This window comes from Pseudoalteromonas sp. SR41-4 (genome assembly GCF_014163985.1).
GTDB classification, from domain to species: domain Bacteria; phylum Pseudomonadota; class Gammaproteobacteria; order Enterobacterales; family Alteromonadaceae; genus Pseudoalteromonas; species Pseudoalteromonas rhizosphaerae.
Map to the genome: position 1 here is coordinate 1 of NZ_JACJEI010000001.1, position 24,775 is coordinate 24,775.

Annotated in this window: 15 protein-coding genes; 4 read left to right on the plus strand and 11 right to left on the minus strand. The window is 40.6% G+C overall.

The genetic code is table 11. The annotated features are described in order from the left end of the window. Positions 1-699: 699 nt before the first annotated feature. The 4 genes from H5180_RS00005 to H5180_RS00020 form a co-directional block, all read right to left on the minus strand. Positions 700-1,575, minus strand: coding sequence for an SMP-30/gluconolactonase/LRE family protein (locus H5180_RS00005; protein WP_182757384.1), 876 nt, complete (start codon positions 1,573-1,575; stop codon positions 700-702). 39 nt (positions 1,576-1,614) lie between these two features. Further along, on the minus strand, positions 1,615-2,322 hold the full coding sequence (locus H5180_RS00010; protein WP_145234128.1) for a sulfite exporter TauE/SafE family protein: 708 nt from the start codon (positions 2,320-2,322) through the stop codon (positions 1,615-1,617). Between the two features lie 99 nt (positions 2,323-2,421). Continuing rightward, entirely contained in the window at positions 2,422-3,201 is a 780-nt protein-coding gene (locus tag H5180_RS00015; RefSeq protein WP_145234130.1) for an SDR family NAD(P)-dependent oxidoreductase, read from the minus strand. Positions 3,202-3,242: 41 nt separating this feature from the next. Further along, complete coding sequence (locus H5180_RS00020) at positions 3,243-3,974, minus strand: FadR/GntR family transcriptional regulator (RefSeq protein WP_145234132.1); 732 nt, start codon at positions 3,972-3,974, stop codon at positions 3,243-3,245. Between the two features lie 247 nt (positions 3,975-4,221). Between H5180_RS00020 and H5180_RS00025 the strand changes: the two genes are divergently transcribed. Both H5180_RS00025 and H5180_RS00030 read left to right on the plus strand, forming a co-directional pair. Next, on the plus strand, positions 4,222-5,850 hold the full coding sequence (locus H5180_RS00025) for a sodium:solute symporter (protein ID WP_145234135.1): 1,629 nt from the start codon (positions 4,222-4,224) through the stop codon (positions 5,848-5,850). A gap of 124 nt (positions 5,851-5,974) precedes the next feature. Next, entirely contained in the window at positions 5,975-9,229 is a 3,255-nt protein-coding gene (locus H5180_RS00030; protein ID WP_259399502.1) for a glycoside hydrolase family 88 protein, read from the plus strand. A gap of 58 nt (positions 9,230-9,287) precedes the next feature. Here the strand turns inward: H5180_RS00030 and H5180_RS00035 are convergent, their stop codons facing one another. Next, positions 9,288-10,316, minus strand: a complete 1,029-nt coding sequence (locus tag H5180_RS00035; RefSeq protein WP_145234137.1) for a family 43 glycosylhydrolase — start codon at positions 10,314-10,316, stop codon at positions 9,288-9,290. Positions 10,317-10,418: 102 nt separating this feature from the next. Between H5180_RS00035 and H5180_RS00040 the strand changes: the two genes are divergently transcribed. Beyond that, positions 10,419-11,429: an arabinan endo-1,5-alpha-L-arabinosidase gene (locus H5180_RS00040; protein WP_149980056.1), complete on the plus strand. Its 1,011-nt coding sequence runs from the start codon at positions 10,419-10,421 to the stop codon at positions 11,427-11,429. A gap of 96 nt (positions 11,430-11,525) precedes the next feature. Here the strand turns inward: H5180_RS00040 and H5180_RS00045 are convergent, their stop codons facing one another. The 6 genes from H5180_RS00045 to H5180_RS00070 all read right to left on the minus strand — a co-directional run bounded on the left by H5180_RS00045 (position 11,526) and on the right by H5180_RS00070 (position 23,163). Next, positions 11,526-11,960, minus strand: coding sequence for an FKBP-type peptidyl-prolyl cis-trans isomerase (locus H5180_RS00045; RefSeq protein WP_182757385.1), 435 nt, complete (start codon positions 11,958-11,960; stop codon positions 11,526-11,528). Between the two features lie 10 nt (positions 11,961-11,970). Then, a complete protein-coding gene (locus tag H5180_RS00050; protein WP_182757386.1) occupies positions 11,971-14,421 on the minus strand; it encodes a glycoside hydrolase family 127 protein in 2,451 nt (816 codons plus the stop codon). 22 nt (positions 14,422-14,443) lie between these two features. After that, positions 14,444-15,388 (minus strand): glycoside hydrolase family 43 protein, encoded by a 945-nt coding sequence (locus H5180_RS00055; RefSeq protein WP_033103079.1) that lies wholly within the window; start codon positions 15,386-15,388, stop codon positions 14,444-14,446. 14 nt (positions 15,389-15,402) lie between these two features. After that, a complete protein-coding gene (locus H5180_RS00060; protein ID WP_145234145.1) occupies positions 15,403-16,740 on the minus strand; it encodes an MFS transporter in 1,338 nt (445 codons plus the stop codon). A gap of 248 nt (positions 16,741-16,988) precedes the next feature. Further along, positions 16,989-19,796 carry a TonB-dependent receptor gene (locus H5180_RS00065; protein WP_182757387.1) on the minus strand — a complete coding sequence of 936 codons (2,808 nt, stop codon included), beginning with the start codon at positions 19,794-19,796 and terminating at the stop codon, positions 16,989-16,991. Positions 19,797-20,325: 529 nt separating this feature from the next. Continuing rightward, complete coding sequence (locus H5180_RS00070; RefSeq protein ID WP_145234150.1) at positions 20,326-23,163, minus strand: TonB-dependent receptor; 2,838 nt, start codon at positions 23,161-23,163, stop codon at positions 20,326-20,328. Between the two features lie 565 nt (positions 23,164-23,728). On the opposite strand from H5180_RS00070, the gene H5180_RS00075 reads away from it, so the two are divergent. After that, a complete protein-coding gene (locus tag H5180_RS00075; RefSeq protein ID WP_145234152.1) occupies positions 23,729-24,691 on the plus strand; it encodes a glycoside hydrolase family 43 protein in 963 nt (320 codons plus the stop codon). Positions 24,692-24,775 lie beyond the last annotated feature (84 nt).

Here is a 24,775-nt window from a genome sequence, read left to right on the forward strand (position 1 = left end):
GGCACAAGGGCGCGAAAACATCAAAGTGGCCGAGGTAGCGCCTCATTAGAGCCCGTATATAAGCACGCAATCACATCATTTTAATGTAAAAAGGCTTGTGCAATAGGAGGAGTCCATATAAGCGAGTTTACCTCGCGACAAATCAAAGTGAACTTAATTTCAGATAAACCGCGCTGTTAACAATCCGTCCATGGAGCTTGGTTACATCGGTCATTGCCTAAATGGATTTAGGTACTTAGATTTTGTCGGGAACAAAAATCGGCCATGACCTTACTTCCTCAGGCTGCACTCTTTACTAGATATGTCGTTTACTTTAGGCTTCCTGCCCTTCGCCATAAAGGTCTGCTTCGCAGTTCAAAAATATTCCCGATATTTTTGTCGGTCCATCGTCACCTAAGCTGTAAGCTGCCTGCGTTGCAGTGAACAATAGAATATCAGCAAAAAAATTTTAAACGGACAGTTAGATTAAATAAGGTAACTTATCTTATAAAACATGACATATTGTACCCACTGTTTGTATACCATATTTTTAAAGTTCAAAATAAAGGCTTAAGCAAGGTATCGTGTCTGGTTCATTCAAAGCTAAATCGTTGTAGTTATACTCCTCTGAACGGCTTGTTGTAGGTCAAAAATTAAACATTCTTTCGAGTGCGGCCTCTAATGACAAGTGCACACATCGTTTATTTGCGATCTACTTAATTACAGTTGTGCTGGGCTTTCTGCGATCCCTTTGACGTTTGCCGTTAAAATAAATACGGCGCCGCTGTAGGGGTATTGTTTTAGTATCTCAGGTTCTAGGCCAGTACGGGCGGAGGTAACGGCGACGGTTGTTAGATCATCGCCAAAAAAAGTGAGGCTGGTGATCCTAGGTGCGGGAAGTCGATAAAAATGCACGATAGTGCCATTTTCACAAAAACGATAAAGGCCGTGGCCATTCCAAGACGCGACCCACAAGTGATTGTCGTTATCGACTGTCATGCCATCGGGAAAGCCCATTGTCTCGTCAAATTTTACAAATACTCGCTTATTGCTAAGCTCACCTTGCTCATTTAAATCAAATTGATAAATAGTGCGGGTGGATGATTCTGTTGAATATAAAATACGGCCGTTTTTACTTATTGCAGGGCCATTACTGATCACATAATTGCTATCAACAATGATTGGCGTTTGTTGCTGACCAAAGCGATACAACGCCCCAGTATTGTGTTGTTCATGTTTATCCATAGTGCCGAAAAACACATGCCCGTTGCGGTCGGTTTTGGCATCATTTAAACGGTTATTTACTGCAAGAGTAGCCAGTGGATACAACTCACTAGGTTGGAACGTGTTGTTATCAAGGTAATAAATGCCGCGCTCAAAACCTGCGATTAAACGCTGTTCGGTGGTTTCCATTATCCAACAAATAGCCTGCTCCATCGGGTAACGGCACACTGTTTGTTGCTGGCAATCAAAACGGTAAAGTAGTTTGTCTAAAATATCGACCCAAAATAAACACTTTAGCGATGCGCTGTAATATGGCCCTTCGCCAAGTAAACATTGGCAAGGAATGATCATTTTAATCGAGTTAATCGCCATTATTTACCTTAAAACAGCATGTGAGTTTATTGCGCTATTTTAACGTTGAAAGAAAATCAGTGCCAGCCCTGAAAAAGTCGCCACAATAATAATTAAAATACGCGTGGCTTGTTCATTAATTGTATTATTTAACAAGTATGAAAGCCCCCAACCAATTAAAATGGCGGGTAAGCATTCAATAAATAACAGTAAGTCATTAGAGTCTGCGGTGCCCGTAAGCAGCAGCGCAGTGATCCCAAATAAATTAATAAACACGAAGAAAATACTTAAGTTAGCTTTGATTTTATCTTTATTTTGCGCTTGATAAAGTAGTCCCATCGGAGCGCCGCCTGCGGATGTGGTAGTACCAATAAAACCGGATGCTAGTGATGCCAGTACATTAGAGATAAAGGTAAGCTTAGGCGACCAACCTGTAAGTGATAACGCAACTGCAATTAGTAAACAACAACCGAGTAAAATACGATACTGATGGGGATCAACATGCAACATTACCGCTGCAGCAATTAACACTCCTACGGCGCCACCAAAAATTGAATAGCCGGTTTGCTTTAGATCTATTGCGCCACGGTGCTTTATGGCAAGAATTGAGGTGAGTAATAAAGCATTTAAAATCATTGGCCCTGGCACTAACTCTGGCATAAGCCAGTATAAAATAGGTGCGCACAATAAGCCAAGACCAAACCCAATCACGCATTGTAAGCATGCGCCTATTATTAATATAAAATAAACTAATACGATATCGGGCAACGCGTTTCTACCTTATTTAACTAGGTTTGACTAATTTACAGACAAGAATATCCTAATATTATAATATCATTGGCGTTAGGTAAATTTTTTTATTGAGTTTTAAGTCCAACCTGCATCAACAACAAGTGATTGTGCGGTCATCATTTTACTGTCGTCTGCGGCTAAAAATAATGCGGCATTGACAATATCATCCGCCTGTAATGTTTCATTTATACATTGATTATGTCTAACATTTTCAATCATATCTGGAGTTAACCAATGCGTTATTTGCCGTTCGGTCATCACCCAGCCAGGCACTAAGGTGTTAATACGAATATTATCTTTACCATAAGTCGCAGCTAATGAGCGGGTTAGTCCTTCAATTCCTGCTTTGGCGGTCGTATAAGCTGGCATGCCCGTTTGCTTAATACGCCAACTCACTGAGCCCATATTGATAATGCTACCACCACCAATTCGCTGCATTTGCGGAGCTACGGCTTGCGCCGAAAAAAAGCATGGCCGTAGATTAACGGCTAACTTATCATCCCAATATTCAACACTCATGGTATCGGCAACGTGGCGAGTATCGTCAGCCGCATTATTGATCAATACGCTGATCTCACCTTGTGTTTTGCCCGTTGTTTCAATAGCGGCTTTTAATTGTTCAATGTCACGAAGATCACAGTAAATATACTGCGGATCAAAGCGATACTGGCCAGCTAACTGGCTACACAATTGCTCACCTTGCTGTTTGGCAATATCAATAAAAGTTACTTTTGCATGCTGCTGACAAAAGCGCTTTACCATGACTTCACCGATCCCTGTTGCACCGCCGGTAATAAAAACACTTTTACCAGCGAGACTTGGATAACTTGTTGTGTGTGATGTTGAGACTGGCATGATTTCCTTAAGTATTAAGATAATTCATTAACAAAACATGGTTATTTCGATTCGTTTTGTGACTCTTTTTCAGCTATTTCTTTTTCAATAAATGACATAGCTTCGTCAATCATATACGTCATCATGTTTTTAGCGCGCTCAGGCTCACCATTTAAAATTGCTTGATACACTTTAAAGTGTTCATCCGCAATGGCTTTTTTATTACCTTTCGCGGGTGTTGTATGCTGAATACTAACGTTAAGAGCAGTACAAATAAAATCACGCAATTGAAAGAAAAAACGATTACCGCTGGCAAACAAAATTGCGGTATGAAAAGCTAAATCACTTTCATGGATTTCGCCATCGGAGGCATCAGCCGCCGCTTGCATTTTTTCAACTGCAATCGCAATCTCTGCAATTGCGCCTTTATCAGCACGTCTTGCTGCAAGTGCCGCTGCTTGCGGTTCAATAGCTAAGCGTACTTGTAAAAATTCTTTTAACACATATAAGGTCGGGCTACTATCGAGCAACCATTTTAATACGCTGGTGTCGTATAAATTCCATGTGTTTGCTGGTTCAACGCGGATGCCTTGGCGTGGGCGCGATGAAATAAGCCCTTTGGCAGCAAGCATTTTTACTGCTTCACGAATAGCAGTACGACTAATGCCATACTCTTCACATAATTTTGCTTCAGTAGGTAAACCCGTTTCAGCAGTGTAATGACCATTAATAATGGCTTTACCTAACTCATTGGTTACCTGTTGCGACAAATTTAAATTTTCAATACGTGCCATAAACAGTTCCTTTAAAAATACTTATTCTATGATACTACTATAACCTTACCGCGTCATCAGGCAAATCTTTGACAATGCTACTGTAAATACTTTTTTCCGCTGTTTGAACTGTGTAATTTCTGAAAACATAAAAATTTAAAGCATTACTAATTTTTAACAAATCTCTTTCATTCACCTCATTTATATTATAATATTTTTATACACACAAATAATCCGGATTGATCTCCGGGCTTAGATGGAATTAAAGATGATCGAATTAAGTACACTCGACTGGCTAGTGTTAGCGGGATTTTTTGTTTTGTTATTAGCCGTTGTCGTCGTCTCGATGAGACAAAAAGAAGAAGATACTACAGATTATTTTTTAGCTGGGCGTAATGCGAGTTGGTTAGTTATTGGTGCGTCAATTTTTGCCTCGAATATTGGCTCAGAACACCTCGTTGGTTTATCTGGTGCAGGTGCACAATCAGGCATGGCATTAGCCCACTGGGAAATGCAATCTTGGATTATTTTATTACTTGGTTGGGTGTTTGTGCCTTTTTACTGGAGCAGTAAAGTATATACCATGCCGGAGTTTTTAGAGCGTCGCTATAATTCAAAATCACGCACTTTTTTATCGGTTATTTCCTTGATCAGTTATGTACTGACTAAAGTAGCAGTGACTGTTTATGCTGGCGGCATCGCTTTTAAGACTATTTTAGGAATTGAAAGCATTTGGGGCATTGATTTCTTCTGGATCTCAGCCATTGCTTTAGTGGTGATCACCGGTATCTATACTGTACTCGGGGGTATGAAAGCCATCATGTGGACCTCTGTTTTACAAACGCCAGTACTTATTATTGGCTCTGTGGTGATCTTAGTTGTCGGTTTGGATAAAGTCGGCGGGTGGTCTGAAGTTGAACGCATAAACGATATGAACATGCATTTAATTCGCAGTGCCTCAGATACCGAGTTTCCGTGGCCGGGGATCGTATTTGGTTCATTTATCATTGGTTTTTGGTACTGGTGTACAGACCAATATATTGTACAACGGGTACTGTCGGCGAAAGGCATTAAAGAAGCTCGTCGCGGTACTATGTTTGCAGGTTACTTAAAGCTATTGCCTATTTTTATCTTTTTAGTACCGGGCATGATTGCCTATGCACTAAAAGTTAAAGGCATTATTAGTTATGACAGTGCGGACCAAGCGTTTCCTACATTGGTTGCCGAGTTACTCCCATCCGGCGTCAAAGGCATCGTAATTGGTGGCCTCGTTGCAGCATTAATGAGCTCGTTAGCGTCGTTATTTAACTCATCAGCGACGTTATTTACTATCGATTTCTATAAAAAATTCAAACCCGAATCGAGCGAAAAGCATCTGCTAAAAGTTGGCCGCTTAGCAACCGTTGCAATTGTTATTTTAGGCTTACTGTGGATCCCTATTATGAGCTTAATTGCTGATGTACTTTATGAGTATTTACAAAGCGTTCAATCGTTAATAGCTCCAGGTATTGCCGCCGTGTTCTTGCTAGGTATATGCAGTAAACGTTTTACTCCTGATGCTGGTTTTATCGGTTTAGTGTCTGGGTTTGTGTTAGGTATGATCAGATTAGTACTATTGCCTTTCAAAGATGCTATCAGCGGTACACCGCTTGCGTGGATCACCGACATGAATTGGCTTTACTACTGTATTTTACTGTTTGTAGTGGTGGTAGTGATAATGATTGTGGTGAGTTTTTTCACTAAACCCGCCAGTGAAGAGCAGCTTAAAGGCTTAACCTTCTCAAGTATCGGCAAAGATACTTTAAAAGAAGTGGCTGCCGGATTAGATAAGTGGGATTACATTCATACTGCGGGGATCATCGGTATCACTGCGTTTATTTACTACCGCTTCTGGTAAAACTTAATTAGTTGTTCCCACGTTTATAGGGAGTGTTATCACTCCCTTTTTTGCACACAGATAAAGACACTCATTAATCAGGCTATCTAGCTTCCTCTCGTGTTGTTAGCCTCAGTGCCAATTAATGAACAATCATAAAGAGGTGATGATGAACACTCTGCTTAAAATTGCATCTATAAGTTCTCTAGTATTACTCAGTAGCTGCTCCTCAATAATTCCCCAAAAAAGTGTAGAAGCACGCTTTGTTCCTGAGCGTATGGACGACTTTGCGTTTGAAAATGATAAGGTTGCCTTTCGCGTTTATGGGCCTGCTTTAACAGACTCTGCTGAAAACAACGGTACTGACTGCTGGCTTAAACGGGTTGATTACCCAATTATTAATAAATGGTATAAAGGAGAACGAGAAGGTATCTCTTATCATGAAGATCATGGTGAAGGTTACGACCCTTATCATGTTGGTAATTCATTAGGCTGTGGCTCAATGGCCCTATGGGATGAAAATGCCGATAAAAGCGACAGACTGATACAGCCCAATGTGTATACTGATTATTCAATAATAGAAAAAACCGCTGATAAAGTCGTTTTTGAGCTCACTTACCAGTATAACGATAAAGACATCACCGAGAAAAAACGCTACACACTTGAAAAAGGTAGCCAATTTTATAAAGTACACAGCCAATTTACGCACAATGGTCAACCCATTCAACTTAAAGTTGCTGTGGGTGTCACTACCCATGATGGTAAAGCACAAGCACATGTCAACTCTGAAGGTGATGCAATAACAACGTGGGAAACCATTGACGGTAGCCAAGTGGGTACATCTGTACTATTACCTAAATTTACCCACACTCATTATATTTTACAACAAAGTGATAAGAAAGATCGTTCGCATGCACTGCTTGTTGCGCAAACGAATAAAGCGGGTGAAATTACCTATTATGCTGGTTTTGCTTGGTCAAAAGCGGGTGACATAACAACCTTCAAACAATGGCAAGATTATGCGAGTAACTATTTAGCCAAAGATAAAAACAAACAAGTAACCGCAGAATCTGTAAAGTCATTAACGAAAAAAGTAGCAGACTGGCAAATTGCACATTTTGACGAAGAAGGTAAATACCGCGCGCTGCCACGCAAACCACCACAGTGGATGAATCGCGAGCAATATCATGATTTAGAGTGGCATCATGGTGCCCTTTACGCGGGTATGAACGAATGGCGTAAAATTGCTGATGATGATAAATATACAAACTTTTTAATGGAAATTGGTCAGCGAAATGGCTGGAAACTTCACCAGCGCCCTTATCACGCCGATGATCAAACGGTAGGTCAATTTTATCTGTCTTTATACGAAGACTTCCACCAACCAGAAATGCTTGAACCAACACGTAAGCAATTTGATTGGATTTTGGCTCACCCAAAAACCGGCACACTTGATTGGCTTGCCGAAAATACTCATGCCCATGATCGTTGGGGCTGGTGTGATGCATTATTTATGGCACCGCCTGTATGGGCACGTTTAGCTAAAATTACCGGCGAAGAAAAATACTTAGACTTTATGGATCAAGAGTACCACGCCACGTATGACCTATTGTGGAGTGAGAAAGATCAGCTATTTTGGCGTGATTCTAGTTTCTTTGATAAACACGAAAAAAATGGCGAAGACGTTTTTTGGGCTCGTGGCAATGGCTGGGTATTTGGTGGATTAGCTTTGATGATACCTGACTTACCAGTTACTTGGGAAAAGCGCGATTTTTACATTAATTTGTATAAAAAAATGGCGGCACGTTTAATTGAAATCCAACGTGAAGATGGCACATGGTCAATGGGATTATTAGGTGGAACCGAAGGTTACCCAATAAAAGAAACCAGCGGTACGTCGTTTTATGCATATGGTATTGCATGGGGTATCAACCAAGGTTACTTAGATAAAGTCACTTACCGTCCAGCGTTAATGAAAGCATGGCAAGCGCTGCAAAATTCAGTCACCGCTGAAGGCATGCTCGCCTTCGTACAGCCTGTAGGCGCAGCTCCTGGAGATTCATTTCCAGATTACACTGAAGTGTATGGTGTTGGAGCATTTTTAGCAGCCGGTAGTGAAGTGTATAAACTACTTGAAGATGAAAAACCAAAAAAACACGTCGCTCACAATACAATTCAAACGTTAATGCATAATGCAGGGTGGTGTTGGTTTCAAGATCCCCGCGCCATTATCCAAAACGGTAAATTAATTATCGGTAGCGTTGCTGGCAATGGTGTGGGTGACGCTGCGGTAGGTGTCTACGACCTTGATAAAAAGCAACTACTCGGTCGTACCACATTAAAAACTGAATTTGACCATGATGATCATAACTCACCGGTTTTTTATGCGCGTCCTGATGGCAGTGTATTAACCGTTTACGCACGTCATAATAGTGAAAAAGCACATTACTACCGTATTTCAAATTCTGACAATTTTTTAAATTGGGGCGAAGAGAAAACGATACAAAGTCCTGCCAACGTAACCTACATGAACTTATATGACTTATCCGATGAAGGAACACTTTATAACCTTTATCGCGGTATTGATTGGAATCCAACGTATGTTACATCAAAAGACGATGGTGCTACCTGGAGCGATGAACATGTTCATCTCATTCAAAATGAAGTCCCAGGCGTACAAAGACCGTATGCACGCTATGCAGGGAATGGCAAAGACACCATAGGTTTGTCATTTACTGACGCTCATCCGCGTGATTTTGGTAACAGCATTTATTATTCTGAGTTTCGAGATGGTAATTTCTATAACGTGGATGGCACATTGATTAAAAACCTGAAAAAGGAAGGTCCGCTAAAACCCTCCGAAGCAGAGAAATTATTTCAAGGTGGCGGCGGAACCTTCCGCGGTGTTGATTTAAGTGTTGAAAAAAGCGCTTGGACCAGCTCAGTAGCATTTGATGATAAAGGCTATCCACACGTTGCTTATACTTATTATTTAAATAATCAAGATCAGCGCTATCGTATTGCATCTTGGGATGGCAAAAAATGGCATGACCGTGAAGTTGCGTTTGCAGGAAGCCGTTTATATGACCGTGAAGCCAGCTATACAGGCTTAATCACTGTGGATCCTAGCGACCCTTCTCACGTGGTTATTTCAAGTAATGTAAATCCTACGACAGGTGAGTCTTTATCAATGCCGCATCAAATATTTAGCGCACACATTGGGCTTGATGATGATACTAAAAGTATTCAGTGGCAGCAGTTAACACATGATAAGCACAATGAAAATTTACGCCCTATGATAGTCAACTCTGATCAACATAAAGTGATTATGTGGTTACAAGGGCAATATAATAGTTGGACAGACTATTATTTAGATGCTGTAGGGATTATTGTTGAGTAATCAGCCCTAATTCATTAAAAAGGAGCCACAGGCTCCTTTTTTATTATCAGCTCTATAATTAGTCCGGAAACTCTGGCGAAAGAATAGGAAATCCTTGGTCATCCCACTTTATTATACGCGCTCGCGCATGGCGATTTGGATCTGTTAACGGTGTTCCTTTAAGCTCTTTATAATCACGGCTGTGGTAAATTAATAAGTCTGTAACACCGTCCTCTGCTTTTACAAAACTATTGTGACCTGGACCAAAGCGCCCTACTTTTTCGTTACTTGCAAAAATTGGCTGTGGCTTTTTATGCCAGCTTGCGGGGTCGAGTAAATCAGCATCTGCATCGGCCCATAACAAGCCCATTGCATATCGATCATCGGTGGCACTGGCAGAATACGTAAGTAGCACTTTCCCCTCACGGATCATCACTGCAGCTCCTTCATTCACCTTATAGCCTTGTATTTCCCAATCAAGTGTTGGCTCTGAAATATTCACTATTGGCTCTTTTATCGATGTTGGTGAATCCATTTGTGCAATCCACAATGCGGAGTTATACGTTGCGGGTTGGTTTTGCTGTGCCCACACTAAATAACGCTTACCTTTATGGCTAAATGTTGTAGCGTCCAACGAAAAACTATCAAGGTGGGTTTTTAACTGACCCATTTCTTGCCACTGCCCGTTCATCGGGTTTTCACTGTCATTTTTGAGTACATACATGCGGATACTAAACGGCTTTTCTACATCACCCGCTGCAAAATGAATATACCAACTGCCATCAACTTTATGTAGCTCTGGTGCCCAAATATTGGTACTCATTGGACCTTTTTCATTTTTATGCCAAATCACTTTTGGTTCAGCTAACTTCAAGTCATTAAGTCTACAAGCTTGACGTAATTCAATTTCGTCAAACTTAGGGGATGTACCAATAAAGGTATAACAACCGGTTTTTTCATCGCGGACCAACCAAGGATCAGCGCGTTGCAAAACAATCGGGTTATCAATTGGCATTAATGTTGGGCTATTATTTGCCTCTGCAACACTGTAAAAGCATGACATACTAAGTACGCTTATAATTGCAGTGGCAATCAGATTCTTGGCCATGGTATTTCCTATTTTTATAGTTTAATTTCCATTGTTAATATTGTATTACATATATTATAGTAGCTGATAAGTTTAATGATTAAAATAAAAAGGTAGGCAACTATGAAACACGCAAAAAAGTTCGCTCATACATGTAAACTGCTCGGTGCAAGCACATTACTTTGTTTAGCAAGTAATACCATGGCTAAACAAGTTGAAGTACACGACCCTGTAATGACCAAAGAAGGCGATACCTATTACGTCTTTAGCACGGGTATGGGGATCACGTATTACGAATCCAAAGACATGAAAAATTGGCAGCTTACCGGGCGCGTATTTAAAGACGAGCCGAGCTGGGCAAAACGAGTTGCCAGTGACTTTGGTGGCCACCTTTGGGCGCCGGATGTATACCAAAAAGATGGCAAGTTTTACCTTTATTATTCTGTGTCTGCGTTTGGTAAAAACACCTCGGCGATCGGTGTAACGGTTAACGAAACTCTAGATCCTAAATCACCAGATTATAAATGGATAGATCACGGTATAGTTATACAGTCTGTGCCTGAGCGTGATAACTGGAATGCCATAGATCCAGCGATTGTTGAAGATGACAATGGTACACCATGGATGAGCTTTGGTTCGTTTTGGGGCGGTCTTAAATTAGTGAAACTTGACGATGATATGGTACGTTTGGCACAACCACAAGAATGGCATAGCATTTCAGCACGCCCTAACACTGAACACGGACCTGTAGAAGCACCATATATCTTTAAAAAGAATGGCTATTACTACCTATTTGTGTCGTTTGATAAATGCTGCCAAGGTTTAGACAGCACTTACAATGTCCGTGTAGGGCGCAGTAAAAACGTAGAAGGCCCATACCTTGATAAAGAAGGCCGTGACTTAAATAATGGCGGTGGTTCGCTGGTGATCGAAGGTAATAAAGACTGGGTAGCGCTTGGTCATAATGCCGCTTATACCTTTGACGGAAAAGATTACTTAGTACTTCATGCTTACGAAACGGCTGATAACGGTTTACAAAAATTACGTATTCTACCGATGACTTGGGACGATAACTGGCCAGTAGTTGATAGCAAAGATCTAAACAAGCGCACCACTAAGCTGATTGAGAAGTAACACTTAAGAACAGCCACTAAAAACCTGCATTTTTTGCAGGTTTTTTGTTTTGATATATCGCATTCTCAATACAAAAATTACTGCTCTAGCTCACGATTACTCTTTAAAATCAATGAGTTTAATATCCATAAAAATAAGCTGCTCACTGCTTATCGCTAAAGATTCATTCAGTGCCACACTGTAAATATCGTAGGCAAGATGCGGTAAAATCAAAAGTTCATAACGGCTGCCTTTAGGCATCAGCATGAGTGCTTCTTGCAAACCTTCAATTGCTTCTGCTATCTCATACTCAGCCACTTGCTCGATTTGCCGCGTATCATAAAGCACATGCCCTGTTGCAGTCATCACGCGTTGCTGCACCTTAACAGTAGCATCCCATGAAGGTGGTTCGCCACTTCCCAGTTCAATAATTCGATACATTAAACCCGAGCCGGTTACATGCACACCAGGCTGTGTTATGTATTGCTCTGCGAGCGGGTAGCGCCGAACACTCACTTTAGAATGCACATCGTCATAATGCTGTAAACTCATACTCGTCCTACTAGTTATTATTGATTAAACGAATACCGTAAATACCACCAGCAACCGATCCTTTTATTGCACTAAAGCGCAGTGTTAATGAGCTAGCTTTTTTCATTTCATCAGTTAATGGATAATCAATACTGTAAAATTCTGCACCGGTTTGCTTAGCAGGTAAGCTAACTTTTGCCAGCACCTCACCATTAATTGTGATAGTAAACTTACGTCCAACATCTGCAGTAAAGTAACGGATACGCAGTGCAACTGCCTGCTGCTCTGAGTTAGTTAGCTTATATTCAAACCAACCTGTTGCATCACGCCAATGATGGCCGTTATTAACACCTGCACGGGTATTTTCACCTTTAAAGTCATGCTCAACTTCAGGCTGTTGCTCGCCCGGTGTAATTTGGTCAACGGTCAATAATCGTAATTGCTCTTTTGCTTGTTCAGCCGCTTTTGAATCTTTAACAAATTGAGTAAATTCGGCTTCACTTTGCTGCGGCCAGTAAACTTGATAGCGACTATCATGAAGCCTAAAAAACGGAATTAACTGAGTTGTTTGTGTGCTCCCTATCCCCTGCTGAGCAATGGCGACATTTTTATCTGTGGTAAATGCAAGTTCTGCGCTAGGGGCTCGCTTTAAATCAGCAATAAACTGCTCGGGTTCACTGAGCATGATAGGCAGTGCTTCGGGTGGACAGGTAGGCCCTGCTGCAATATGACCCATGCGACTGTCATCAGCAACAAAGTTTAAATGCTCATTTTTAAACGCTTGTACTTTGGTTGCCATTACCACAGGACCATACAATACCGCATAGTAATCTTGGTCATCAGGCAACTGCTCTGTGTACAGTTTTGGCGCTAAAGAAAAAGTTAATTTATCGCCATCATGCCAGTCATGTTTTATTGCGTAATACCCCTGCTCTGCAGTGGCATTTATTGCTTTGCCATTAAGCTTAAACTGCAATTCATCAGTAACCCAACTTGGTTTACGAATATGCAGCTGCGCTGATGAGTTATGTTTTTTATCTAATGTGTTAATCACTAAGGTTATATTATTAGCATCCGGAAAATGGCTTTGTTGAGTTACTTTTAAGTCCTGTTGCTGCCAATCAAGGGTACTTGGAATAAATAGATTTACCCATAAGTTATCGTCATTTTTACTGTAGATCAGCTCACCGTATTTACTATGATTTTCGATACCCGAACCGACACAACACCACATTGAATCTTGTACCGATGAATACATACGATAGTGCCCAGGACGCATTGGCGTAAAGTACACAAGCCCACCGTGCTCAGGATGTTGCGACGATAAAATATGGTTATAGGTTGCGCGCTCGTAGTATTCTAAATAGCGAGTGTCCGCGGTTTTCAGAAACAGCAGCTTGCTGAGTTTCATCATGTTGTACGTGTTACAGGTTTCAGGGCCTTCAACGTCTTCAACCATCGCGGTAAAATCTTTTTTGTCGTGAAAATGCTCACGCACACTGTTACCACCAATGGCCACTGAGCGCTCTTTAGTCACTGTTTGCCAAAAATAATCTGCGCCTTGTTGCCACGCTTTATCATCAGTGGCCTCAGCGACCTTCAACATACCAATAATTTTTGGAATTTGGGTATTAGCATGTAAGCCAGTTAGCTTATCTTGTTTTTTTAACAGCGGATCGACAATGCTATTTTGAGTAAACTGTTGAGCTAATTTGAGATAACGCTTATCGCCACTGATCGTCGCCATATCGGCAAATACCGCATTTAAACCGCCATATTCTGAATACAGCATCTGTTGAATCTGCTGCTCGCTTAACTTAGAGGTTAAGTTTAAAAACCATTCGCCTAAATCAAACAGCATGGTTTTTGCTTGTTCACTGCCTGCAATCAAGTAAGCATCACGCAAGCCATGGAAAATTTTGTCTATGTTATAAAGCGGCACCCAACGATCATTTAAACTAAATAAATCGGCTTTAATATTGCCATCATGGATTTGTTGCCACATCGCTTGACCATTTGGTATGCCTCCTAAATAACCGTCATTAACCTGTTGTGCGCGTTGTAGCTCATTTAACATGTAATCTAAACGGCGCTTTAGTTCTTCATCGCCAGTTGCAGCCCACGCAAGGCTTAACGCCGATAAATAATGACCGCCAATGTGACCATCAAGCCCCGAGTCTTCCCAATTACCATAAGATGACGCTTTGGGCTCGATACCAGCTTCACGTAAGTAAGGGGCTAATAATTGATCTGGGTGCAATGCCAATAAATAACGAACGTTAGTTTGCTGGGCATGTAAAAATGGGCTTGCACTTAAGCTAACTTGCTCAAGTGCAAAAAGTTGTTGTGGTGTGCGCTGTGTATGATGCGTATTAACAGTTTTATCATCTGCATTAGGGTGTTCGCTGCAAGCCGATAACAACATTACCGCAAGTGAAAAACTAATAACGTGTGGTAATTTTTTTACTGCTAAAACAAACATACACAGAGTCCTTTTGTTATTTTTATTGTTCGCCAGGCTTACCAAAAACAGGCATACCGTTATCATCCCAATTTAGTGATTTTGTGAAGGTATGACGATCTGGGTTCCACAGTGGATCACCTTCAATTTCAGTATATTGACGACAGTGATAAACCAGCACGTCGTTACCATTTTCATCTTGCGTAAAACTGTTATGCCCGGGGCCAAACATCGACTTAGGCTCGTTACTACGAAATACCGGCTCTTGCACTTTAGTCCAGCTATTTATATCTAATAAATCACTATCTAGGTCCGCATATAGCAAGCCCATAGCATAGTTTTCATCGGTGGCACTGGCTGAATACGTTAAGAATATTTTACCGTTACGTTTAAGTACGTTAGGGCCTTCATTCACCCAAAAACCAATTATTTCCCAATCAAGTTCAGGGATGGTTAAACGGGTGATTTCGCCAGTGATCTCTGTTGGTGATGACATTTTTGCCAAGTACAGATTTGAGTTACCTTTTACACCCGGTTCTTTTTGTGCCCAGCAATAATAAAGCTCATCATTATGATAAAAAGTCGTGGCATCTAAACAAAAAGTATCCCATGGGGTTTCAATTTGACCGCAAAACTGCCACTCTCCTTCAATCGGATCCGCATCTTTACAGCTAATTGCATACATACGATGCTGAAATAAATCGTGCTTAATTTCACGACTCGGTGCTGCGGCAAAATAAACATACCAAGCGCCATCATTAAAATGGATCTCAGGAGCCCAAATAAGCTCAGAATATGGACCTGTTTGTGGCTTCATCCAGACCATTTTTGGCGTTGCAGTTGCAAGCCCTTCTAGGGTTTTTGCACGGCGCAGTTCAATGCCATCATAGGCAGGCACTGACGCGGTAAAGTAATAATAACCATCTGTGTGCTTATGAATATATGGATCAGCACGTTGTGGGATCAAAGGTTTAGGTAAAGTTGACATAAATGCTCCTAAAATTATTCTGGTAACCGCTGGTTTTTAACCATATCGGTATAATAGTTATCGGTAATTTTGTATTTAAATAGCACAAAGCCCAAAATGGCATGAAACACACCAGGAATTATGGTCAGCATTAATGCTAATCCAGTCATGGTAAATTGACTTTGTTCAATATTTGGCTGGTAATCAAAAAAAGCTAACAGTAAACCACCGGCAAGACCCGCTAAACCACCACCGGCTTTTTGGCAAAATGAAATCCCGCCAAATGACAAACCTGATGCCCTAACACCGTCTTTAATTTCGCCATAGTCAACCGCTTCTGCAATCGCGGACCAAAACACCGGTGCATGCAAATCAACCACGAAAGATAAAATGATATACAACACAAAGGCCAACCAGATGTCACCAGGTTGCACTGCAAAAAACATTATCAGCGAAATAAACAACACTGCGATTTGTGACCATCTAAATAGTTTTAACTTACAATAACGTTGGGTGATCCACGTACTTGCCACCATAGATACTATTGATGCTGCGATACCGGCACTGGTAAAAGTACCCGCCAGATCAGGAGCACCTAAATAGTACTTAGCGTAGTACATAGCCACACTGCCACGAATTGCATAACCTAAAGTACCTAGCACACATGCGGCGCATAGCAGCAACCATTGATCGTTTTTAATCAGCACTTTAAATTGGGTCAGTATACTTTCGGTTTGTGGTTCATGAGTAATACGTTCACGAGTAGTAAAAAAACAAAACAGAAACAATGCTACACCGCAGGTAGACACTAAAATCATTGCCAGTTTATAACCATGAGCGATATCGCCACCGCCCCACATTGACGCAAGTAAAGGTACTGAAAATACAATAATAACATTGGCTATTTTGGCAAAAAACATCCGAAAACCATTCGCTGATAAACGTTCTTTAGGATCTGCGGTTAATACGCCAATGTACGAAATATAAGGAATTGCTACACCGGTAAACATCAAGGTGGCAAATAAATAAGTAAGGTAAGCCCACACCAACTTCATATTGTAATCAAAATCTGGCGTGGTAAATAGCAGGACGATTGAAATACCATAGGGCACAGATAAAAATAAGAACCAATGGCGGAACTGCCCCCAGCGAGTTTTTACTTTATCGGTAATCACGCCCATTAATGGGTCAGTAAACGCATCAACAAAACGTGCAACTAAAAATAAAATACCCATATCAACAGGGTCGAGGCCATAAATGTCGGTGTAGAAAAACGACATAAAATAAAATAATGCAGCAACCATAACGTTTACTGCCATATCACCGGCACCAAAACCGACTTTTTCTACCACTGATAACTTTTGATTTTCCATACAACTACCTGATTTTTAAAATACGTTGTACCTTAATACGCCATATTTAAAAGAATAAAGGTCACCTATTCTTTGTTTTATCACACTGGTGACCATTGTATTGCTTATTATTGTAAATTTAATGATAACCTAATTAATAGTATTATCATACTATTTGTAACGCAACCATTTTCGGTTAGACAAAGGTCATATAATAGAAAATAGAAAAGCCTCGGACGATCCGAGGCTTTTATTTGATATAACTGTGATTAGAAAGAGTAACGTACACCTAATGCAAATGTGCGACTATATAGTGCACTATTTGAATTATGTGTCGTTGGATACTCATAATAACTTTGATACGTTTCTTGCGTTAAGTTAGTACCATCAAATGTAACCATCAGATCTTCTGTAACATCGTAGCTTACCTGAAAATCTAAACTCTGTTCTGGGCTACGGTAGATACCCAGTGGGTTAGCAAATTGTGCGGCCTCATAGCTATTTAAGAAATCATCACGCCATAAATAGGCCAAACGCATATCAAAGTCTTCTCGTTCATAGATTAAAACAGTTGAGTACGATGACTTAGACACACCAAACATATCACGCGAATCTGTACCAACTAACTCACCTACATCGTTATACTTCGGTAAATCTTGTTTTGAATCAAGTAAAGTAGCACTGGCTTGAATACCTGCCCCCATTAACCAATCAGGCAAATTGTCAGGGAAATATACAAGACCAAGTTCTAAGCCATCTAATGTACCATTTGACGAATTATTTGGTTGAGTAAGAATGTAATCCTCAGGCTCAGTCGCATCTGGGCCTTGATATTGAATGATACGGTTAGAGCCATAGACAAATCCTTCTATATCGCGCTTAAACAATGTGCCATACAGCGAGCTTGCTTCAGCAAAATACCACTCTAAAGTTAAATCATAATTCTTCGATTCAACGGGTTTTATGCTTGGATTCCCACCATTTGCAGTACCATAACCAATATCTGTGACATCTTCAGTATAATAAATAAACGAGTTTAGCTGTGAAAACTCAGGACGACGAATAGTCTGAGTATAAGCGGCACGAGCAAGTAAATCTTCGCTCAAATGATAACGTACAACAAAGCTAGGTAACCAAGCCGATGAACTATTTTCTGCCGAACTAACAGCGGTAGGATTTTGATCAATGTCGAAAAAGGTCATATCAATCTTAGCATCTTCGTAACGAAGGCCAACTTGACCATCTATATCGCGTCCAAACAATGTTCCTGAAAAGTTACCTTGAATGTAAGCTGCATACGCTTTTTCATCAACATCGAATGTTTTTTCTAACTCCAAACTTTCTGGCTTTATACCATATAGTTCGCGGAAATAGCCTCGATTCGCCTGAATGTAATGCCCACTTGGGGCAACCCACGATGATGGCCAATTAGCTTTGCCATCAAAAAAACCTTCATTTACAGAAGCTAAACCTTCGTCAATTGATGAGAAAGACTGTCCAAGTATGTCTACATCAAATCTGGATTCACGTGATGCTTCTGAAGCGCCTTTACTATCGTATTTAATACCAAAACCTATTTCATCAAAGCCAAAACGGTCTACAAACAGTTCACCATCTAGCGTGAAGGTAAGTGAATCACCTTTGCGATTGCCACCATTGTCATACAGTTGAGCAATATTCCATTGCGAGGTATCGGTTAAATCAGCTTCATTCGCTGTGGTATCTGGATTATCAACATACTCTAAACTCGGCATCCCATCTTTATCGTTGAAATCTACATTTAAACCATAAGCAACGCGCTCACTGCGCATTGCTAAAAACTCAGTTTCAAACTGACTATCTTGATAATAAATTTCAGACGACAAATTAAAGTTATCATTGATAGTCCATTCACCACCTAATGCAAACACGTAGCTGTCGGTTTTACTTACATTCAAATCACCGCTATTAAAACCGTATGGTGCATCAACATAACGTTCTTTAATAATGTTAGTACCGTCAAAGGTCGTCGGTGGATTTTGCGTATCAACATTGCCCCACCAATCTACGAAGGTAAAGCTTAGCGAATTGAATGACTCATTACGGTAGCCATTGTAAAAGGCTTCAAAGGTATATTGTGAATCGCTGTTAGGGCGCCATTGCAATGAAAGATTGGCAGCTGGGCGTTCACGCTTACCAGTTAAGTCATTAGAAAAAACGGCATCGCGTGACAAGTAATATTCAGTTGGCACACCATTGATATTCAATGTCGAACCCGATTGATATGGTAGGCCGTTTTCAAGACCAGGTTCCCATATTGGGCTTTCACTTACATTACCATTGCTTGGGAAAATACGCTCAAACGGTGCAAATCCTGCTGCCGGGTTAAGGGTCATAAATGGCACCATTGCACCTGCAGCCATATTTTGGTCGCGGTAATTAGTCTCTGCGTATGAAAGGTTGATCAACGCACCAAACTCCCCCATACCAGATTCCCAGCGATTACTCGCTAGTGCAGATAAAATTGGATCAACCTCTTCTGCTTGGTCTTGGTAAACACCGCGAGCAGAAACAACCACTTTTGAGCCATCGAAGTTAAATGGGCGCTGGGTTTTGATGTCAATTTGACCGGCAATACCACTACCTACTTGTGAAGCGGAACGCGTTTTGAATACATCAACACTTTCCAATAAAGCTGCCGGAATATCAGCAAGCGCTACATTACGACCAGAAGCTGTAAATACTTGTCGACCATTGACTGTTGTTGTTACGTCCGTTAAACCACGGATAGATACCGTGTTTACTTCACCAGCACCACGGTCAGTAACCTGTATACCGGTTACCCGTTGCAGCGCTTCTACAACGTTATTATCAGGGAACTTACCGATATCTTCAGCTACAATTGCATCAACTACTTGGAATGACTGTCGTTTAATGTTCAGGCCTTTATTTAAGCTACCACGAATACCAGAAATCTGAATAACTTCAATGTCGTCTTTCTCAGCATTTGCTGATGTATTATCTTCTTGCTGTGCATATGCAAACTGGCATGACACTGCCATTAAAATTGCGCTAGCTATGTGTGTTTTTTTGAACATGAGTGGTGTTCTCCATTTGTTTTTCCCCCAGAAGGCTAATTACCCTCTGCTCCCCCTTATGTACAAAGCTTGTTGTCAGAGCCTGTATTAAGGTTGTCTTTTATTATGTTAATTATTTGCTGCCTGACATTGATAATATTGTATGATTAATTAGCAGTCAACTTATAACGCTAAATAAATGTTAATTGAAAAAATCGAAATACAGGCTTTAAAGTTGTGAAGAATAGAAAATAAAACAATAAATAACATAATCTTAGTTATTTTATTATGGAAAGGATTAAGAGCTTAACTATATTTTTGCAACAATTAAATGAATTTATTTTATTTAACATGGCAAATAAAGATACTATATTACAATTTAGCCAAGGCAACTTATTGCTCTGTACAACAAGTTCATTTTGATAATCATCATAAAACCCAGTTAAAAATTAACATTTTAGGTACTGCTAGGTAAGAGGTGCCGTTGGATAAAAAAAGTCCCAGACAGGCTGGGACTTTTTGGGCTTATACTTTTGGGCTTATATAAATATTAGAAAGTGTAACGTGCACCAATTGCAAATGTACGAGAGTAGATACCGTTGCTAAAGTTAAATAGGTTATCGTTACCTTCACCGTAATAGCTTTGATACACATCATCTAAGATGTTTGTTGCATCAAATGTCACCACAAAATCATCCGTCACGTCATAACTAAATTGAAAGTCTAAACTTTGCTCAGGACGGCTCCAAAATTGTAGCGGGTTCGCAAAAATAGCCGCTTCGTTACCGGTATAGAACTCTGAACGCCATACGTACGATAAACGCATATCAAACGAATCTCGCTCATAAATACCCACAATACTGTATGACTGATCCGACACACCGGCCATGCTTGACTCAACATAACCACTAATAGTTCCATCATCATTATATTCTGGTAATTGTTGAGATGAATCTAGCGCAGTAAAACTTGCTTGTACACCAACTCCGTCAAGCATCTCCGGTAAATTATCTGGGAAATATACTAAACCAAGCTCTAAACCAGATAATTCACCTTCACTGGCATTCACAGGCGCACTTAATGCAAAGGGAATAACCTCTCCATCTGACGCTCTAGGTCGCATTACAATTTTACGCCCAGGGACAATCCGGCTATCTATGTCACGTAAAAAGTACGTTGCATATAAAGAGCTCGAATCTGCAAAATACCACTCAAGTGACACATCATAGTTTGTAGACTCCTCAGGTTGTAATTGCGGATTCCCCCCCACCCCAGTACCGTTTTTAGTCCCATCAGTTAATGGTTCAGTCCAGTATTGCAAGGCATTTAAATCTGTGAAATTAGGCATACGTAAGGTATTAGTATATGCAAAACGCCCTATCACATCATCGGTTATATTCCAGTTTAGAACTAAGCTTGGCAGTAATTTACTGACATCTGCGCTCGCAGAGCTTGACTCAAACACATTGGTATTTAGCCCTGTTTCAGCAGTAAAATCCATTTCTTGCTCATAGCTCACATAGCGAACACCAAACTCCCCGCTGATATTTTCAGTTAAGAAAAAGTTTGTTGTGGCATATAGCGCATACGAGTTTTCTTCGATATCAAAGGTCTTATATACATCTTCTGCTTCTAGATCATACACGCTGCGAACTGCACCAGCGTTATCTAGCATATAGCCACCATCTGCGGTGATAAAGCTATTAAATGTATCTGCACGGCCATCAAAGTAGTCATCAACTTGGAATACTATTCCAGAGCCATCGCCTGCTGCACCAGCTGCACCAAGTTGTTGGATCAGGCTTTCAACACTTGTACTATTTCCGATCCCACCTTCATTTGTTCGAGTGAATTCTTCAGCGGTGCGTTTTTCGTAACGACCACCAAATTTAATTTTATCGAAAAAGTTACCACCTACTAGATACTCAGCATCAAAGGTAAATGTTGTTGAGTCGCCGCGATTCCCGCCTCCATTATCATAGGCTGTTCCCGCATTCCAGTTTTGTATTGCAGCCATATCGGCTTCATTTACAGCTGTATTAGGATCATCCCAAAATGCGATACCTGGAACACCATCATTGTCATTAAAATCAACATCTAAACCAGTTGCAACACGGTCAAAGCGCATTGCAAAAAAGTCTGTTTCATACTCACTTTCTTGATAAACGACCTCAGTGTTAATAGTTAAATAATCACTGGCTTGCCACTGTGCACCAAGTGCGTATAAATAGCTGTCTGTTTTACCATAAGAGAAATCGCCACTTTGGAAACCACCCACAGCAATTGCTTGCTTTTCTTTTACAACGTTAGTGCCATCAAATACAACAGGCGTTTCGATGAAGCCGTTACCGTTTTCGAACGTATTAGAGAACCACATGGCATTTTGCGATTCATTTTCATAACCGGTGTAAAAGCCTTCAGCGGTAATTTCTAGGGTATCAACCGGCGCCCATTGAAGTGAAATTGAAGCAGCAGGGCGTTTACGCAAACCAGTAAAAGACGTACCAAATATCGCATCACGGGCAATTAAATACTCGGTTGGTTCACCCTCAACATTCAATGTAGAGCCCGGAGCATAGGGTAAACCATTTTCTAGACCTATTTGCCAAACTTTATTACCTTGCGAATCATATTCAGGAATACGTGAATAGGGTGAATACATTGCTTGCGGTTTATTGGTAAAAAATGGAAACGCTGCACCCGCTGTTATTGTATCATCTCGATAATGGGTCTCAGAGTACGACACATTAAACAGTGCACCAAACTCACCCCCACCATCAAGTTCCCAGCGGTTGCTTAATAATGCGCTCACATTTGGGTCAACTTTATCAGGTTGATCGGAGTAAATACCACGTGCAGCTAAAACAACTTTTTTGCCGTCAAAATTAAAAGGACGATTAGTTTTAATGTCGATTGAACCGGCAATACCACGCTCTACCTGATCAGCTGAACGTGTTTTATAAACGGTAACACCCGATAATAAGCTTGCTGGGATATCTTGTAGCGCTACATCACGCCCTGCACCAGTAAAAATATCACGACCATTTACAGTGGTATGCACATCCGACAAACCACGAATAGATACTTGGCTCACTTCACCCGCACCACGGCCAGTAGTTTGCACCCCAGTTACCCGTTGCAATGCTTCTACTACGTTGTTATCGGGGAACTTACCAATATCTTCAGCAATAATAGCGTCAACGATTTGCACGCTAGCACGTTTTTCATCTAACGCTTTATTTAAACTGCCGCGAATACCTGTAACCTGAATAACCTCGATTTCATCAACGCTTTCTTCAGGAGTATTAATTGCTTCTTGTTGTGCATAGGCAAATTGACAAGTGAATGCCAACACTATCGCACTTGCTATGTGTGTTCTTTTAAACATTAGCGGTGTTCTCCAAGTTATAGTTATATCGGCGGGCTGAACTATTCCATTTAGCTACCGAAGAGTGACCACTGCATTGTCCAGAGATGTTGTCAAAACAGTACACGGGGATCTACATATTATTTTGTTAATAGATTAGCGCCCGAACTTTGATCATATTGTATGACTAATCAGCGGTCAACTCTAAAATCCAAATTAAAACAATCCGTAAAGAATATATTAAAGTTCTCTCCCAATTAAACCTTACCGGTTTGCTTGCATACGTCCTAAAAATTAAAATAAACAATAAAATACAACAGTATAAACAATTAAAAAAGCGAAACATCTACATAGTAGTAGGCTGTCGAGTTACAAAAAATAAGTAACCAGATATTTACCTTCGCAATTTTGCTGCTAAGATAATAAAAAATACAACATTACAATATTACAATATAGAATTGTTTTTCACTGTATGTTTACTTTTTTGTACCAATTAAGCTCATTTTCGTACTTTATAATACAATTTGAGTCTGTGACCGTGAAGAGCGTATATTGAATTACAATCATTAATCACAAAGGACACCTAATGAACAATAAATTAACAGCCTTTGCACTGCCGTTACTGCTATCTAGCACTATGGCCGCTGCACAAAACCCATTATTTACCGATGTGTTTACTGCAGATCCTGCCGCATTGGTGCACAAAGATACGGTTTACCTGTATACCGGCCACGATGAAGCCCCCAATAACGATGTATTTTTTGAAATGCATGACTGGCTTGCCTTTTCATCAACCGATATGGTGAATTGGAAAAAGCACGGCCCAATTATGAAAGCCACTGACTTTAAATGGGCGAAAGGTGAAGCTTGGGCTTCTCATATGATTGAACGAGACGGTACTTTCTACTTTTTTACTACCGTTCGCCATGATGATACTAAACCAGGTTTTGCAATTGGGGTTGCCACCTCAAAATCCCCTACTGGCCCATTTAAAGATGCCATCGGTCATGCACTAGTAACCGATGATATGACCAAACATACACCTAATGACTGGGATGATATTGATCCGGCTATCTATGTAGAAGAAAACGGTGATACATACATGTTTTTTGGTAACTTAGTGCCTAAATATGTAAAACTAAGTGATGACTTACTCAGCTTGGATGGTGAAATTAAAACCATTGATTTACCAAACTTTACTGAAGCACTGTGGGTACATAAGAAAGAAGAATACTATTACGTATCTTATGCGTGTGAATTCCCTGAAAAGATCTGTTATGCGATGAGTAAAAGTATCCATGGGCCTTGGCAGTACCAAGGTATCCTCAATGAGATTGCCGGTAACAGCGAAACCAATCACCAATCAATTATCGAATTTAAAGGTAAAAGTTACTTTATTTACCATACCGGTGCAGTACCACCAAAAGACGGCAAACCAAGTGGCGGACGCTTTCGTCGCTCTGTTGCGATTGAACCACTGCTCTACAATGATGATGGCACCTTGCAGCGTATCATCATGACCACTGAAGGATTGAGTAAAGGTAAATAACTCAGTCAATAAATGGGCTCTTATTGCAGAGCCCTCATTACTATGATTTATCTTCCCCTACCTGCTAGACACATCTAGTGTTCC